We start from the raw sequence: 14326 nt of genomic DNA on the forward strand, positions 1-14326 counted from the left end.
GGAAACGTCCCTTCCGGGTTGATATTGATCCGACTGATGAGAGTGCGGCGGTGGTCAATGCCATTGCCGAGCGCATCCGCCAGCAATTTTTACAGCTGGCCTGCCGATAAGATATTTGGATTTAAAGAGTATGAAGAAAATGACCTCCCAGAACTTTTCCTGGGATGATTTGAAAACTGTTATGGCTATAGGTGAGCACGGTAATCTGTCACGCGCCGCAGATGCTCTGGGCATCAATCATTCCACCTTGTTTCGTCGGTTGGGGGCCATTGAGACGTCGCTGGCATTAGCCCTCTTTCTGCGTCGCCGTACCCACTACGTTCCGACAAAAGCCGGAACCGCGCTGATCGCCCTGGGACACCGCATTGAAGAGGATATCCACTATGTTCTACAAAACATTGAAGAGGATGAATGCGGTTTTTCGGGGGAGATAAGGATCACCACGTCAGATGCCCTTTTGCAGGATTACCTTAACCCGCTGATCGCGTCATTTAGCCGGGTAAATCCCCACATTACCTTTCAGGTCTCGACAGGAAATGAATCCGTCAATTTGTTCGATGGCGGGGCGGATATCGCGTTTCGAGCCACCAGAGACATTCCGGAGCATCTTTCCGGCCGCAAGGTGGGATCGGCGTTCTGGGCAGTGTATGGTTTACGTGAACAATGGGAAAAAAAGCAAGTCAATGCTATGGCGCTCACGGAGCATCGCTGGGTCTCCTTCCATTACGCAATGTCTAAGTTAAACGCCTTTCTGTGGATTGAAAAAAATATTCCCGAGAAAAATATCACCTTTCGCGGCGACTCCGTTCTCAGTGTTGCGTCGGCAATCTCAAGCGGGATTGGGATCGGTTTGTTACCCTGCATGCATGGCAATCAGATAGATAAACTGGCTCAGATTAGCCCCATCGTGGAGGGACTGGGTGAAGACATTTGGCTGCTCGCGCATCCTGATGTAAGGAAATCAGCAAAAATAAGGGAATTTATGAATCACTGTTCCCACTATTTAGCAGAGAACAGAAAGAGAATATTCGGACAAACATGTTAATTCCTTTTTTCATATAAAATTCATTAATATTTCACAGCGTTCATTTTTGCAATAAGCCCTTTGCAAAAATGAACGGACAAAAGAATATTTTGTTTTGTATAGTTTTCCCGAGTTCACGAATCAGGTCCTTAATACACTGATAAATTTAAACAAACATCGCGGAAATTATTATGACGATTAAAGCAACACCTGCAGCGGCCAGAAATCTGTTAAGCCCGGAAAACCATGCGCTGATCCTGCTGGATCACCAGAGCCAGATGGCGTTCAATGTGAAAAATATTGATATCGGCCTGCTGAGACAAAATACTGCAGTCCTCGCGGAAACAGGTAAGGGGTTTAATATTCCGACCCTTGTTTCGACGATTTCACGCCATGATTTTGCGGGCCCGGTATTTCCTGAAGTTTCAGCGGTATTCCCGGATGACGCGTCGTACGTTAACCGATCCACCTCAAACGCATGGGAAGATGGTAATTTTGTTGATGCCGTCAACAAACTGGAGCGCGACCGCCTGGTGTTTGCAGGTCTGTGGACCTCGGTCTGTCTGAATGGTCCGGTTCAGTCTGCCATTGAGCAAGGTTTTGACGTCTATATAGTCACAGACGCCAGCGGTGACATGAGTGCAGAAGCTCATGAACGCGCTGTGCAACGCATGATTCAGGCTGGCGCAAAGCCGATTACTGCCCTGACTTACCTGCTTGAACTGCAACGTGACTGGGCACGTCATGAAACCTACGAACTGACCACTTCGATCAGCCAGAAACATGGCGGAGCGTTCGGTATTGGCATCCAGTATTGTGCAGATATGGTTCACGCCTAAGATAACTCGCCATACGATTTTTTTTGCTGGGGGAGTGGAATGACCGTATGGCCGGTATGCGGGCAGGATGCAGTATTCCTGCCCGCATGTTTTTTCTGAGTTCTGTTCATCTTTCTTCGTTCCCCCTCGCTCGCCGTTTCGGCAGCCTGTCTTACCCCGAATTCTTTTGAAAACCATTCCGAACAAACATGGCATCCAGCATTGAGTAAAAAATGAGTGATGAAATTGACACTAAACCTACCAACTGGTAGGTTGGTTTTCGTTCACTTTCCAGCCAACCGGATCCGGGCCTGAGAACGTTATTTTTTTACCTATGCGATAAGTGAGATCGGTAATGGAGAAAAAGCATGAGTTAGCGGCAGGGCCATCCATTCAGGGAGATGGCATTGCGGAAACAACGACAGCGATCGAGGTTTTTTCCGGCCCTGGCATGAGTATCAACCTGCGTTTTTGCCTGATGAAAGAGGTTGCAGCGTATAAGGCGCAGCAGGGTCAGGCAATTGCCGACCCTGAACAGGAACGGGACGTGCTTGAAAGAGCCTTTGCTGTCGCCCACGCGTCAGGGCTGGAAAGAGAGAGCGTCAGGTCTTTCATTCAACTGCAGATGGACATTGCGAAGGCTATCCAGCATTTCCATTGTGCCGACTGGCTGATGGAAGAAGACACACCGAGGACACCGATGCCGCTCTCTGCGGTGAGAGCAAAAATTGCCCATGCCGATGAATCAACGCTTCGCAGTATCGCCCGGAAATTAAAAACGGAGGGCGGCTTTTCCGGAGCTGATAAAGCGGCATTCATGCGAGAAATTCAGCATGAAAAAGTACGTGACAGAGATAAAGAGCGGCTCTGGGCTACAGTTAAAAAAATCCTGCTTCATTCATCCTGTGGCGCGTCTTAATGGGCGAGTTATCACGCCAGCAGCGAAAGACGTGCTTAATGTTTTCAGGAATACGTTCTCGCGTATTTGATTGTGTATTCACTGTGTGAGCAAAAATATGACGAACACTTCACTTTCCACCGGCCAAAAAATAGTCCGCCTGTGCCTGGTCGCGATTATTCCCCTTGTCTTGATAGCGCTGTTTCTCTGGTCAGGCGGCTGGCTGACGCCGAATCGTCTGACGTCTGACAAACTGGTTTCGGTATTGCAGAAATCGGGTGGGGAACATCCCGGTTTTCGCCGCAATCACGCGAAGGGCGTGTGCGTGGTGGGGGATTTTATCTCTAACGGCCAGGTCAGTTCGTTATCGCGAGCAGCGCTATTTGCCCCTGGCGAAACGCCAGTTACGGGCCGTTTCGCCATCGCAGGGGGTAACCCAAAAGCGCCGGATTATGCCGTTCCCGTGCGCAGCATGGCGCTGCAATTCAGGCAGAGCAACGGCGAGCAGTGGCGAACAGGCATGAACGCGATGCCACGCTTTCCGGTCTCTACCGTTGAAGACTTCTATGCGCTGCAAAACCTGACTCTGCCCGATCCGGCAACCGGTAAACCCAACCCCGATAAGCTTAAGGCGTTTGTGATCGCGCATCCTCAGATGCAACCCTACCTCGCCTGGGCAAAGCAGTATGTACCTTCATCCAGTTGGGCAAGCGATCGCTTTAATAGCCTGAATGCATTTCGCTTTATTGATAAAGCGGGTAAAGAGCATCTGGTCCGCTGGAGTATGGTGCCGCATATTGGCTCTCAGCCGATGAGCGAGGCGGATAAAAATGATAAAGATTTTCTGCAGCACGATCTTGAAGAGCGCCTGAAGCAAGGGCCGCTGAAATGGGATCTGATGATTACCGTCGCTAAACCGGGCGATCCGGGCAACGATGCAAGCCAGGTCTGGCCTGAAGATCGGCAAACCATCAATGCCGGCATCCTCGTGCTGACGCGTGCAACACCGCAGCAAAACGGTCCGTGCAATGACATCAACTACGATCCGCTGATTTTGCCCGATGGCATTGCCCCTTCGGACGATCCTTTACTGAATGCGCGCTCGGCGGCCTATGCCAAATCCTACAATGCGCGTACCCGTGAACAGTCCCAACAGTCAGGAGCTGGCTTATGAAACAGGTTGCTTATTTCCATCCGGCGTTGCGCATTCTGCACTGGTTCATGGCGGCGGCTATCGTGGCAATGCTGTTTATCGGCATTGCGATGGTTTCAACCATTTCGTCGAAGCATGCCCTGCTGGTGGCGATCCACAAACCGCTGGGGCTGATGATTCTGGTTCTGGTGGTGGTCAGGCTATGGCTGAGGTTTTATACCTCCGTCCCTTCGCTACCGGCTTCCATACCGGCCTGGCAGCGCCTGATAGCGCATCTCTCACACTGGGTGTTATACCTCATGATGTTCCTTCAGCCCCTGATTGGCTGGGCGATGCAGTCAGCGGCGGGGTACCCCATCACCCTCGGCGGCGGGGTTGTTTTGCCACCCATTGTTCCGGTGAATAACGACTGGTTTGCCATTCTGCGCCCTTTGCACTCTCTGGTTGCGCTGATGCTATTTGCTACCGTGATGCTGCATTTGGCGGCCGCGCTTTTTCATGCGTTAGTGCTGCGAGATGGCGTCTTTGACAGTATGGCGGGGACCGGCAGACGGCGGCAGTAAAGGCGGCCTGTCGGTAGGTTTTCGCTCTGCTCTCTGATATCTTATTGATCTGTATACTGACAATGGGTTACGGCTATGTCCACCGAACGTTCACAGAAAGCAAACGACATTGTATTTTTCACCCGACAATTACTTACCACCGGTGGCTACCGAAGCTTCAGTTTTGCCGACCTTTCTGAAAAGGTGAATATTCGCAAGGCGAGTATTCACCACCATTTTTCAAGCAAGGCGGAGCTGGTAAGGGTCGTCGTGAGCGAGTATCGCCAGGAGGCCCGCGCCGGAATGCAGGCATTAAGCCATCAACTAAATAATCCGGTTGCCGAACTTCAGGCCTATGCCGATTATTGGGCCAAATGCATCCAGGACGGTTCTGCGCCATTTTGTATCTGCGCGATGCTTGCCGCCGAACTGCCGACGTTGCCGCCCGAAGTCGCTTCGGAAGTGACGGGACATTTCGCCGATCTCTCTGGCTGGCTGACGGAGTTGCTTCAGAGAGGAGAAAGGGAAAAATGCTTTACTGTCCGGTCAACCCACGCCAGCGAGGCGGGGCAGTTAATGGCAACGGTACATGGTGCCATGTTAGCCGCACGCGCGTTTAACGACGCGAAAGTATTTCAGCAAATCGTCCAGCCGGTCATCGACAATATTCTTGTGTCGGATTGATCGCTCGATAGCACGACATTGCCCTTTTAACCTGCTTATAAGGGCGCAATGTGCATCTCTCCTGAGGGTATTCCGTACCAATAATTGACCACTCCGCACAAATTCTGACCGTTTAAGACGCAACGGGGGATTAGAAACGACAATTTTTTCAAATTCCGCCTTCGTCCAATTTTAATAACCTGCTCTGTCTCATATTATCATGGTGTAAAAGGGAGACAGGGACACGTCTGAAGGCTAATCTTTGTTAATGACGATACGGCAAGCAACAACGTCGGGATGGCTGTCATGGACCGTTAAACGAGAGTATAACGGGACCGTTTCGTCCTGGAGTCTTATCTGGTTGGCTGGTAACAATTTGTGTCAGAATAGACGACAAGACATACCTATTTCCTTAATGGAGTCATCGCGCATGAGAATGGCAATCACCCTACTTTTCTTGATTATTTCGACCTGTTCCTGGGGGAAGGAACTCCCTAAGCTTGAAGGGAAACCCGTGTTAACCATCTCCGGGAAAATCGAGAACAGTAATCAAAATGGCGCTGCAGTCTTTGATATCGCTGGCCTGGAAAAAATCGGCCTCGTTACCATGCGTACCCGTAACCCATGGTATAATGACCAGACAAGCTTTGAGGGTATTCCCATGAAAAAACTCATGGAACTGGTCGGCGCCAAAGGCACTGTTCTGAGTGTAACCGCGCTCAATGATTATACGACTGAAATTCCCATTGAAGACTTCACAAAATATAACGTGATCCTTGCAATAAAAATGAACGGCCAATATATGCGCGTTCGCGACAAGGGCCCTCTGTTTATTGTCTATCCTTATGAAAGTAACAAAGAGTTGGATAACCAGGTCTATTACTCGAGATCAGCATGGCAGATTAGCAAAATGGTCGTAGAGTAATAATCTGGAGAAATGCATGAACAGGATCCTGGTAGGCATTATATTTTTCCTATTCATTACAACCGGGTATATTTCATTTCTTTTGCATGAGCGGCAGGAGGATCTGCAAAAACTCAACCATTATAAAGACTCCTGGTCTGTCTCTCAGATGGTTTCAGAATACTACAGGCTGGAGTCGTGGATCAGCCGTTATTCTGACAATAATCCTGATATCACCATGGACGATCTCCGCATGCGGCTGGAGATCATGCTTAGCCAGCGTGAGTTACTGAAAGAAGGCGATTTAGGGAAATATGTAAAGTCGAATAAAAGCCATAATGCACTGGCAAAAAATCTGCATGAAACGCTTGATTATCTTGATCATCATCTGGAAGGGATGAGTCGCGCTCAACTTGCTGATTATCTTGAGAAAATGTATGCGCTTGATTCCTCCCTTAGCCAGTTTTCATCCAGTGCACTCTCCAATGATGTTAACTCCATCAACGAGACAAACCAGAATATACAAAAGCTGTATCGTATCTACTCAGGCCTTTCGGTTCTGCTGATTATTTTAAGTGCGATATTGGGTGTTTTAAACGTCTGCCAGAACAGGAAGATACTTAAAACTCACCGACAGGTTACCAGCCTGGCAAATGAACTTCAGAAATCGAAGGAAATACTCCAGCAACAGAATAAAAAACTGGCGTATGACGTTTACCATGACTCGTTGACGGGGCTTAAAAACAGGCTTTATTTCTGGGATGATCTTATTAATAATATCTCGATAGCGAGCCGCATACACAGGCCTGTCACGGTCATGTTGTTTGATCTCGATCGCTTTAAAGAAGTCAATGACAGCTTTGGTCACGATGCCGGCGATCTGTTATTGCGTGAGGTTGCGCACCGTTTATCCTCCATGAGCAACGAAACAAATACATTCTATCGCCTCGGGGGCGACGAGTTTGCATTATTGTCGCATGAGCTGACAGAAGAAAGTGCCGTTAATCTGGCAATGGAAATCTGTGAGTGCATTAAAAAGCCTTACATAATAGGTAACTCTAACGTCACCATTGGTACCTGCGTCGGTATTGTTGTTTCAGAATTAGAACGACGTTCAGATTACCTTTATAAGTTTGCCGATCTTGCTCTGTATGAAGCTAAACGTGCAGGCTTAAACATGATCAAAGTGTTTCGCCGCATCATGCTGCAAAAGCTCGAGGAAAGCAGAACCCTGGAGCGTGATTTATCAGTGGCAGTCGCAAATAAAGAGTTGGTCGTTTACTATCAGCCGATTGTTGATTCGTACACCACTGAAATATATGGCTATGAAGCCCTTCTGCGCTGGAATCATCCCGTTAAGGGCATCATTGCGCCGGATGATTTTATTTCGGTAGCAGAGAAAACGGGATTCATCCATGAGATAGGCAAAGCCGCGCTTGAAATCGCCTGCAAGGAAGCGACGACATGGAAGGTGCCAGCAAGGATCTCTGTCAACGTGTCTCCGGTGCAGTTAAGCAGTATGAATTTTGTCGATACAGTACGCGCAGTGCTGGCCGAAACGGGGTTGCCCGCTACCCGGCTTGAGCTGGAAGTGACGGAATCTTCGCTGTTTACCGACAGTGAAACCCCCATCGAAATCCTTATGGCGCTCAGAGTGCTGGGCATAAAAATCTCTATTGATGATTTCGGTACGGGCTATTCCTCCCTTTCAAGATTGATTCAGTTAGGCTTTGATAAAATAAAAATCGATAAATCTTTTGTGCGAACAATATCCACGGATGAAGAAACTCAGACCATCGCAAAATTAATGGTCGGCATGGCGAAATGCCTTGATATGGTAATTATTGCTGAAGGCGTTGAAACCAATGATCAACTGTTATGCCTTCAACGTTTGGGGTGTGATTTGGCACAAGGATATCTCTTTGGAAAGCCCGCGCCCTTTATCAGTCAATCAATCAAAGCGGGTGAAACACTTGTTTAATCCTGCGGTGACGCTCACTGGTCAACACGTGTGCCTGGCGCCTGGAAGAGAAGAGAGGGCGATATGCAGGCGCAACGGCTGATGGGGGAGGGGTATGAACCGTACGTTGAGCAACAGGGTGACAGACTGACCTACTCTTTGCCGGTCGATTCCGGATTTGTCAGTTTTAACTTCACGTTTGATCTTCGCCAGACCGATCTGGATGTCCTGCTGTCGAGCGATTACAGGCGAGCCGTCCTCGAGATCACGGCCCACACTTTGCTCCAGCATTCGACACTGAAGGGGAATGACCGTTTCACTCAGAAAGACTTCGACAACCTGGTCGCAGTCACACTCCACGCATCGCTGGCGCTTTTGCACATATTCATTTCGCGCGTGAGCCGTGAGCACAATATTGCCATTGACCATTATGTCGAAGAAATACTCCACCGACGAACACGCCGCGGCTGAACAGGCCCGAAGCCTGATCAATGTGTTCCTGATACTCCCCTCAACGCGAACATGACTGCCCCTCAACAGAAGCAGCCTGCATCTGCAATTTGCTGCAACACGGTCGCGTTATTCGGCAAAGTTCAACAGCGCGTTACCCTCCAGGCGATACCGTACCCATTCGTTTTGAGGTAATGCGCCAATGCTGAGGTAAAAATCAATTGCGGGCTGGTTCCAGTCCAGTACGCTCCATTCAAGGCGTCCGCAGCGCCGTTCCACGGCATATTGCGCAATTTTCTTCAGCATCGCTTTTCCCGCGCCCTTGCCGCGATAATCGGGGGAAATATACAAATCTTCCATATAAATACCGTTACGTCCAAGCCATGTGGAGTAGCTGGTGAAGAACACGGCGTATCCGGCGATTTTCCCTTCAATCTCGCAGATTAACGCTTCGGTATGGCTGCCGTCGCCAAAGAGTGTTTCGCGAATCTCATCCGGTGTGGTGACCACTTCTTGCGGGGCTTTTTCGTAAACCGCCAGCTCATAAATCATATCGTAAATAGCGGAGGCATCTTCCGGGCGGGCCTGGCGAAGGCTGATACTCATATGTTTTCCTGTCTTTTTTGCAAGGCATCGTTATTGATGGCATTAAGCATAGGGGGTATTGTCAGAAGAATTAAGTGCAATGAAATCACCCAATGATGAATATTATGCATCCAGCGCTGCGACGTCTTGATTTAAACCTGCTGCTCATTTTTGACGCCATTTATCGGCACTGTTCCGTTCGCCTCGCTGCGGATGAACTGGCGATGAGCACCTCTGCGTTGAGCCACGCACTGTCCCGACTGCGTATTGCGCTCAATGACCCGCTATTTTACCGGGAAGGACACCGGATGTGCCCAAGCGTGTATGCCACCCAGCTCGCGCCCTCTATTGCATCAGCACTGAAATTTCTCAATCAGGAGCTGACTGTACAACCGGCGTTCGTGGCTTGCGAAAGCACGGAGCGGATCCAGATTGCGATTACGGACTTTACCGCGTTGTGCATTTTCCCGACGTTGATGCAGAGGCTGCAGCAGGAAGCTCCTGGCTTGCGCTTTGATTTACGCTATTTGCCACACAGCCCGGCGCTGAACGAACTGTTGGCAGGAGAAGTGGATCTGGCGCTGGGATTCAGTACACCCGACGATATCCGTCACAATGAACTGGACGAGATAAACTGGTTTGAGGATGAGTATGTTGTCATCAGCAATACCCGCCGAACACAGCTGACGCTGGAAGATTATCTTGCCGCACGGCATCTGGTGATAACCCCCTGGAACGAAAAGCAGGGTGTACTGGATTTACGGCTTGAGCAGTTGGGGTATACGCGGCAGATAGCGCTTAAGACGCCATCCATGCTGAGTGCCCCGTTTATCGTTGCGGAAAGTGACCTGCTAATGGCCATCCCCCGTTTTGCTGCTGAGAAGCTGAAACATGCTGCCAGTATTCAGATTTTTTCATTGCCGTTCACCATAAGCCCGTTTGAAGTAAAGATTTACTCGCATAAACGCAGTGGCCAGAGAGGGGCAACCAAATGGCTGAAGACGACACTTCACATGCTGGCGGACGAGTTGCCGCAAAACATTTATGGCCATGCAACTGACAGTCGAATTTGAATGAGGGTAAATGCCATGCTTCTGGAACAGTTGAAAACGCTGGAACGCACGCTTCATGGCAGCAGGCGCAACGATCGTGAATGGCTTGAACAGATACTTCACGACCAGTTCAGGGAAATGACACGATCAGGTGTGTTGATCGATCGTTCGCAGACAATAGAGGCACTTTCTGCCGAAACAGTTATCCCGACCATTCTCAGCAGCGACTTTCAGCTCATCCAAATAAGAGAGGATGTCGCGATATTACACTACAGGACATTCAATGCGGACGGCGCTCGCCCGATTTTGCGTTCTTCGTGTTGGGAGCGGGCCGGGAGCGGGCAATGGAAACTGGTATTCCATCAGGGGACACCTGTTGCGGTGAGCGGATAAGGTCCCAGGAGCGCACCGCAGAAAACGATTTCTGGATCTCAAGTGGGGTGAGTTAAGCCAGCCGACGGAGTGACCTGAAATAGCGGCATTACTCCGCACTCATTTTAAGTTTGTGGGGTCGCTTATCGCTCGTAGCAAACCTTGCGGCTCTTATGTCGGTCCGCTTTGTGCCAGAAGCGGACGTTATGCTAATCATTGATGAGATGATTTGGCTGGAGCGTACGCTTAGCCAGCTTCTTTTGCAGAATGATAACGATGATGGGGAACCCTGATGCGGAAATTGCACATACCCCCAGCAACGTGTTCATATTTTGTTGTGCTATGGAGTGCCCAGATAATAGAAAAGAAGACAGAAAAAATGCGACAGTTGTGATCAGGTACATTATTGATGACTGCAATGAAGAAAATCCCGCTCGTTGCCTGTCATCAGGAAACTGAATACTCACCGCCGAGGAGGAAACCAGACGACTGTAAGATGCACCGAGAAATAAAATAATAAATAGCGTCGGATTCGAATAGCCCATAACAGGTATCAGCAAAGCGAGTAAAAAAACGAAAGTTGACCCTGTAGCCAGACTCACTGCAGAAAAATGCGGAGTTAGCGCACCTGTCATTTTTGTTGACAGGTATCCTGCAATGCCCCCGGCGAAAAACAGCCATGGCAGCAGGTATTGAGAGCCCCCCAGCTGTTGGGTCATTAATGGTACCAAAACAGGAATGACCAGCATCGGGCTAAACTGTACCAGCGCATTACTGGAAGCGAACAGTAAAGTATTAACGTCGAGAGGCAGTGCGTGGGGTGTATCGAAAGAGACTGTATCCTGAGGGATGATGGATACAATCAGTGGCATTGCCAACAAACACAGCGTACTGGTTAGCCACAAAGCGACATGCCAACCGTAATGAGCGCACAAAAATAGTATCGTGGGCATTCCGGCAATGCTTATCATCGGAAATGATGCAATTACCGTCGCCAACAATTTCCCTCGCAAGTTAGTTGGTGCGAGATTTATCAATATACTGATACTCACCCCCATAGTTGTGCCTCCAGCCAATCCGGCACAGAATCGTAATGTAAGCAGAAGGCTAAAGCTGGAGGTAAATGTCGTCAAAAGTGTCAGTAGGCCGAGTAGTGCCATATTGGCGATTAAAAAACGTTTCTTATTGAAACGACCAATCCAGTAAAAGGCGATAATTCCCGACAGGACCGCCCCGGAGGTGTACATGCCCGATACGTAGCCAGAGAATGACACGGGAACGGCGAAGTCTGCTGCCATAAAAGCAAAAACAGGGTTGAACATCATATATTCCAGCGCATTTGTGAACTGGATAAAAGCCATGACAACCGCTATCCGGATGAGGGCTTTATGATTAAACGTTGTTGTGACCGATGACATAACAAGCGACCTGTGGGTAAAAGATATCCGAGTTTAATTGCTTTCAATCTTATTCAGTAGATGGTAAAACTGGCACGTATTGTTATCATTTATGGGATAGTCTATGCGACCAGCTCTTGATTTTAATACCCTGAAAGTTTTCATTGCGGTGGTTGAAAGAGAAAGTTTTGTTGGGGCATCTAAAGTCCTTGAAATGCCGACATCAAACGTTAGTCGTTGTATTTCTCAGCTAGAAGACAGACTGAATCTTCAGCTCATTGAGCGCAGCACCCGACATATGAAACTCACACAAGCGGGGCACCTGCTCTATTCCCGGGCGAAGCCATTAATGGATGCACTTGAGCAGACTGAAACAGAATTAACGTTGCGGCAGATGCAGCTCAAGGGGCCACTACGTATCTGTATTCCCAATGAAATAGGTCCTGCACTGCTGGGTTCTGTGATTGCCGATTTCGCCTGCCAGCACCCGGATCTGGAAATTAGCTGTGTCACAAATTTGTCTGGTCTTGAATCCCTGAGAGACGATCTCGATTTAGCCATCATTGTGAGCCGTGGCCAGATGGATGACGGTGATTACATAGCCCGTCACCTGGTGACGATCCCTTGCACCATCGTTGCAGCCCCCTCCGTCATTCAGCGTTATGGCATACCTTCTCGTATACAGCAATTTGAAGAATTACCCTGTATTACCACGGTAAATGCACTTAAAGGTGCTCCGTGGCAGTTTGTGAATAAAAAGGGGGGATTTGAGACGATAAAGGTTAAAGGCCATTACCGGGTAAACAGCGGAGAGATGGCAGGACGCGCGGCGGTAGCGGGTGTTGGTTTCGCTATTCTTTCGAAACAGGCCTGCCAGCCCTACATCGACGATGGACGACTGATCGAGACTAAGTTCGAACAACCGCCAGCCCCACTTCAATTGTACGCACTTTATTCAGACAAGCGTTATTTGCCCGCTAAAACACGAGCGCTTATTGAATACATACAGCAGAATTTGAGCAATCTATCCTTAGCAGCCTAAGGATAGATGAAACAGCTACAGAGAGTTCCAGTGTTTCAATGGTCTCTAAATGCAGAATGTCTGCTGTACGCTCAACGCAGACCTTATGACCACGTGGGCTGTCCGTTGCGTGCCAGAAACGGACGTTCAATGGAATAAACGTATCTGCAATTAAAGGCACGCCTCGGAAACTCCGAAGCTATCCTCAAACATGCGAAAGCGGGTAATAAGACCATTTTCGATGTACATGTCGAGTACAAATTCGGTTTCAATCAGCTTCTGTGTTTTTTTAACGCGTGATGCAAGCTCACCAATAGCAACCAGTCGCTTGTCTTTGATGAGAATATCTTTTATTTCAAAATGTTCTGGTGAGAGGTGTGTCCGTATTTGCGCATAGAATTCTGCCACACCGTTTCTGCCGTATTTTCGGCCAATCCAGGGAACTAACTGAGTATTTCCAGCGACCACCCAGTCGACGCTTTCACTTACCAGTGCCGCTATCTCATTCACATCTTCTGCTGTGGCTATACGATGAAAAAAAGTTTCCGCTACTACCTGTGGTGTTTGGACTGTCATAGCTTGTTAATCCCAGTAAGAGTAGTTAAGGATTGTCAGACTAAACGATGGTATTAAAAATCACCTTGTCCTACGGTGCTGTTTGATCATGTTATAGAGAGCGGTTGGTACGTTACTCAGTCCCCTGGGGGGGCTTTTGTCCGATTTTCGCTCATGGCGGACCTTTGGCTCAGTTAGCTTGTCCGCTTTGTGCCAGAAGCGGACATTGCCAGCCAGCCCAAGGCTATCTCGTGCTAATAGCAAGTTTAGCCGCGAAACATAAAAACAAGCCCCCTGTTGCTCTGTCCATCACCCGGACAACGCGACTTTTCTTCAGTACGGCTGACGCAAAATGCGTAGATAAAATGAGAGTGACTGACCATATAGTCCCAATCGCTACGTGGATGCTGACCAGGATAAAAGTCCATATTAAAGGTGAGTGACCGGCAGGTACGAACTGCGGCAAAAAAGAGACATAAAAAATGCCCATTTTGGGATTGAGCACATTCCCCAGCATTCCTCTGATAAACCAGTTCCCCTGAGAAACGTTGTTGTCATCACCATCACTGAAAGATGATCGAGGACGTATCAGCAGTTGTAAGCCCAGCCAGCTCAGGTAGACCGCGCCACAAACTTTGAGCACAGTGTAAGCCATCTCTGAAACCGCCAGAAGAGCACCAAGACCTAACGCAACCAGCGCGCCCCATACAAAACAGCCAGCATCAATGCCAAGCGCAGCGTGAAAAGCCTTTTTACCGCCCTCAGCACAAGCGGTGCGCAGAATAAGTGCCGTATCAAGACCGGGAGTCAGGGTAAGTAACAGTGCTGCGAGAGAGAATGCGAAGAGGGAATCGTTAACAGTCATTTTCTTTGTCCGAAAGAGCAGATGCTAATCATTTAGCTCCCTACAATCAATCCATTAAATATTGTTT

General features: G+C 48.9%; 16 protein-coding genes. 12 read left to right on the forward strand and 4 right to left on the reverse strand.

Annotated features, from left to right (window positions below):
• Window positions 1-130: 130 nt before the first annotated feature.
• The 9 genes from BH714_RS01760 to BH714_RS01800 all read left to right on the forward strand — a co-directional run bounded on the left by BH714_RS01760 (window position 131) and on the right by BH714_RS01800 (window position 8433).
• Entirely contained in the window at window positions 131-1045 is a 915-nt protein-coding gene (locus BH714_RS01760; RefSeq protein WP_040016878.1) for a LysR family transcriptional regulator, read from the forward strand.
• 170 nt (window positions 1046-1215) lie between these two features.
• Entirely contained in the window at window positions 1216-1863 is a 648-nt protein-coding gene (locus tag BH714_RS01765; RefSeq protein WP_020885059.1) for an isochorismatase family protein, read from the forward strand.
• A 334-nt stretch (window positions 1864-2197) separates the two neighbouring features.
• On the forward strand, window positions 2198-2761 hold the full coding sequence (aroQ, locus tag BH714_RS01770; RefSeq protein ID WP_040016879.1) for a gamma subclass chorismate mutase AroQ: 564 nt from the start codon (window positions 2198-2200) through the stop codon (window positions 2759-2761).
• Between the two features lie 97 nt (window positions 2762-2858).
• Window positions 2859-3914 (forward strand): catalase family peroxidase, encoded by a 1056-nt coding sequence (locus BH714_RS01775; RefSeq protein WP_040019003.1) that lies wholly within the window; start codon window positions 2859-2861, stop codon window positions 3912-3914.
• Window positions 3911-4456: a cytochrome b gene (locus BH714_RS01780; protein WP_040016880.1), complete on the forward strand. Its 546-nt coding sequence runs from the start codon at window positions 3911-3913 to the stop codon at window positions 4454-4456. Before BH714_RS01775 ends, BH714_RS01780 begins: the two co-directional genes overlap by 4 nt.
• Before the next feature lie 75 nt (window positions 4457-4531).
• Complete coding sequence (locus BH714_RS01785; RefSeq protein WP_032681464.1) at window positions 4532-5119, forward strand: TetR/AcrR family transcriptional regulator; 588 nt, start codon at window positions 4532-4534, stop codon at window positions 5117-5119.
• 409 nt (window positions 5120-5528) lie between these two features.
• Window positions 5529-6023, forward strand: coding sequence for a putative pterin-binding protein (locus BH714_RS01790; protein WP_020885054.1), 495 nt, complete (start codon window positions 5529-5531; stop codon window positions 6021-6023).
• A gap of 16 nt (window positions 6024-6039) precedes the next feature.
• Window positions 6040-7983, forward strand: a complete 1944-nt coding sequence (locus BH714_RS01795; RefSeq protein WP_032677628.1) for a putative bifunctional diguanylate cyclase/phosphodiesterase — start codon at window positions 6040-6042, stop codon at window positions 7981-7983.
• Window positions 7984-8046: 63 nt separating this feature from the next.
• Window positions 8047-8433, forward strand: coding sequence for a hypothetical protein (locus tag BH714_RS01800; RefSeq protein ID WP_040016881.1), 387 nt, complete (start codon window positions 8047-8049; stop codon window positions 8431-8433).
• A 108-nt stretch (window positions 8434-8541) separates the two neighbouring features.
• Here the strand turns inward: BH714_RS01800 and BH714_RS01805 are convergent, their stop codons facing one another.
• Entirely contained in the window at window positions 8542-9018 is a 477-nt protein-coding gene (locus tag BH714_RS01805; RefSeq protein ID WP_014169039.1) for a GNAT family N-acetyltransferase, read from the reverse strand.
• Window positions 9019-9110: 92 nt separating this feature from the next.
• Between BH714_RS01805 and BH714_RS01810 the strand changes: the two genes are divergently transcribed.
• Both BH714_RS01810 and BH714_RS01815 read left to right on the forward strand, forming a co-directional pair.
• Window positions 9111-10070, forward strand: a complete 960-nt coding sequence (locus BH714_RS01810) for a LysR family transcriptional regulator (protein ID WP_032677630.1) — start codon at window positions 9111-9113, stop codon at window positions 10068-10070.
• 15 nt (window positions 10071-10085) lie between these two features.
• Entirely contained in the window at window positions 10086-10442 is a 357-nt protein-coding gene (locus tag BH714_RS01815) for a nuclear transport factor 2 family protein (RefSeq protein WP_040016883.1), read from the forward strand.
• A 188-nt stretch (window positions 10443-10630) separates the two neighbouring features.
• Here the strand turns inward: BH714_RS01815 and BH714_RS01820 are convergent, their stop codons facing one another.
• Window positions 10631-11839 (reverse strand): MFS transporter, encoded by a 1209-nt coding sequence (locus BH714_RS01820; RefSeq protein ID WP_032677632.1) that lies wholly within the window; start codon window positions 11837-11839, stop codon window positions 10631-10633.
• Between the two features lie 103 nt (window positions 11840-11942).
• Between BH714_RS01820 and BH714_RS01825 the strand changes: the two genes are divergently transcribed.
• The gene (locus tag BH714_RS01825; RefSeq protein ID WP_032677633.1) at window positions 11943-12860 is read left to right on the forward strand and encodes a LysR family transcriptional regulator; all 918 of its coding nucleotides are present in this window, start codon (window positions 11943-11945) and stop codon (window positions 12858-12860) included.
• Between the two features lie 150 nt (window positions 12861-13010).
• Here the strand turns inward: BH714_RS01825 and BH714_RS01830 are convergent, their stop codons facing one another.
• Both BH714_RS01830 and BH714_RS01835 read right to left on the reverse strand, forming a co-directional pair.
• Window positions 13011-13415, reverse strand: a complete 405-nt coding sequence (locus BH714_RS01830; protein ID WP_032677634.1) for a nuclear transport factor 2 family protein — start codon at window positions 13413-13415, stop codon at window positions 13011-13013.
• Window positions 13416-13638: 223 nt separating this feature from the next.
• On the reverse strand, window positions 13639-14259 hold the full coding sequence (locus tag BH714_RS01835) for a LysE family translocator (protein WP_040016884.1): 621 nt from the start codon (window positions 14257-14259) through the stop codon (window positions 13639-13641).
• Between the last annotated feature and the right edge of the window lie 67 nt (window positions 14260-14326).

The organism is Enterobacter ludwigii, assembly GCF_001750725.1.
Lineage (GTDB): Bacteria > Pseudomonadota > Gammaproteobacteria > Enterobacterales > Enterobacteriaceae > Enterobacter > Enterobacter ludwigii.